Source organism: Neisseria sp. 19428wB4_WF04, from assembly GCF_015235335.1.
Lineage (GTDB): Bacteria > Pseudomonadota > Gammaproteobacteria > Burkholderiales > Neisseriaceae > Neisseria > Neisseria musculi.
In genome coordinates this window covers 1-308 of the sequence record NZ_JADGLG010000219.1, presented here as the reverse complement: position 1 = coordinate 308, position 308 = coordinate 1, and the positions used below count along the sequence as shown (strand labels likewise).

General features: G+C 43.2%; 1 pseudogene. It reads right to left on the bottom strand.

Features of this window, described 5'->3' with window-relative positions:
* A pseudogene (locus IR141_RS14315) lies at positions 1-308 on the bottom strand (IS1595-like element ISGasp1 family transposase); the annotation flags it as partial.

Sequence of the window (308 nt, the reverse complement as noted above, 5' to 3'; positions counted from 1 at the left end):
AAAAGTTCTCAATTCCGTTAATGTGATTTTGTCGCTCAGCAAAATGTGTGCTGTGATTGATCCGAAAATGTGAAAATTCGCTCACATCAAGAACGTCATAACTTTTGTAACAATCGGTATAAACAATGCTGTCAGGCTTCACTTGCTCGCGGATAATTGGCAATAAAGTCGCAGTTTGTGTATTGGGTACGGCAACGGTGTAAACCTTACCATTACGCTTCAAAAGCCCGAATACAGCCACTTTGCCAGCCGCACCGCGACCACGTTTGCCTTTGCGTTGTCCGTCAAAATAGCTTTCATCAACTTCT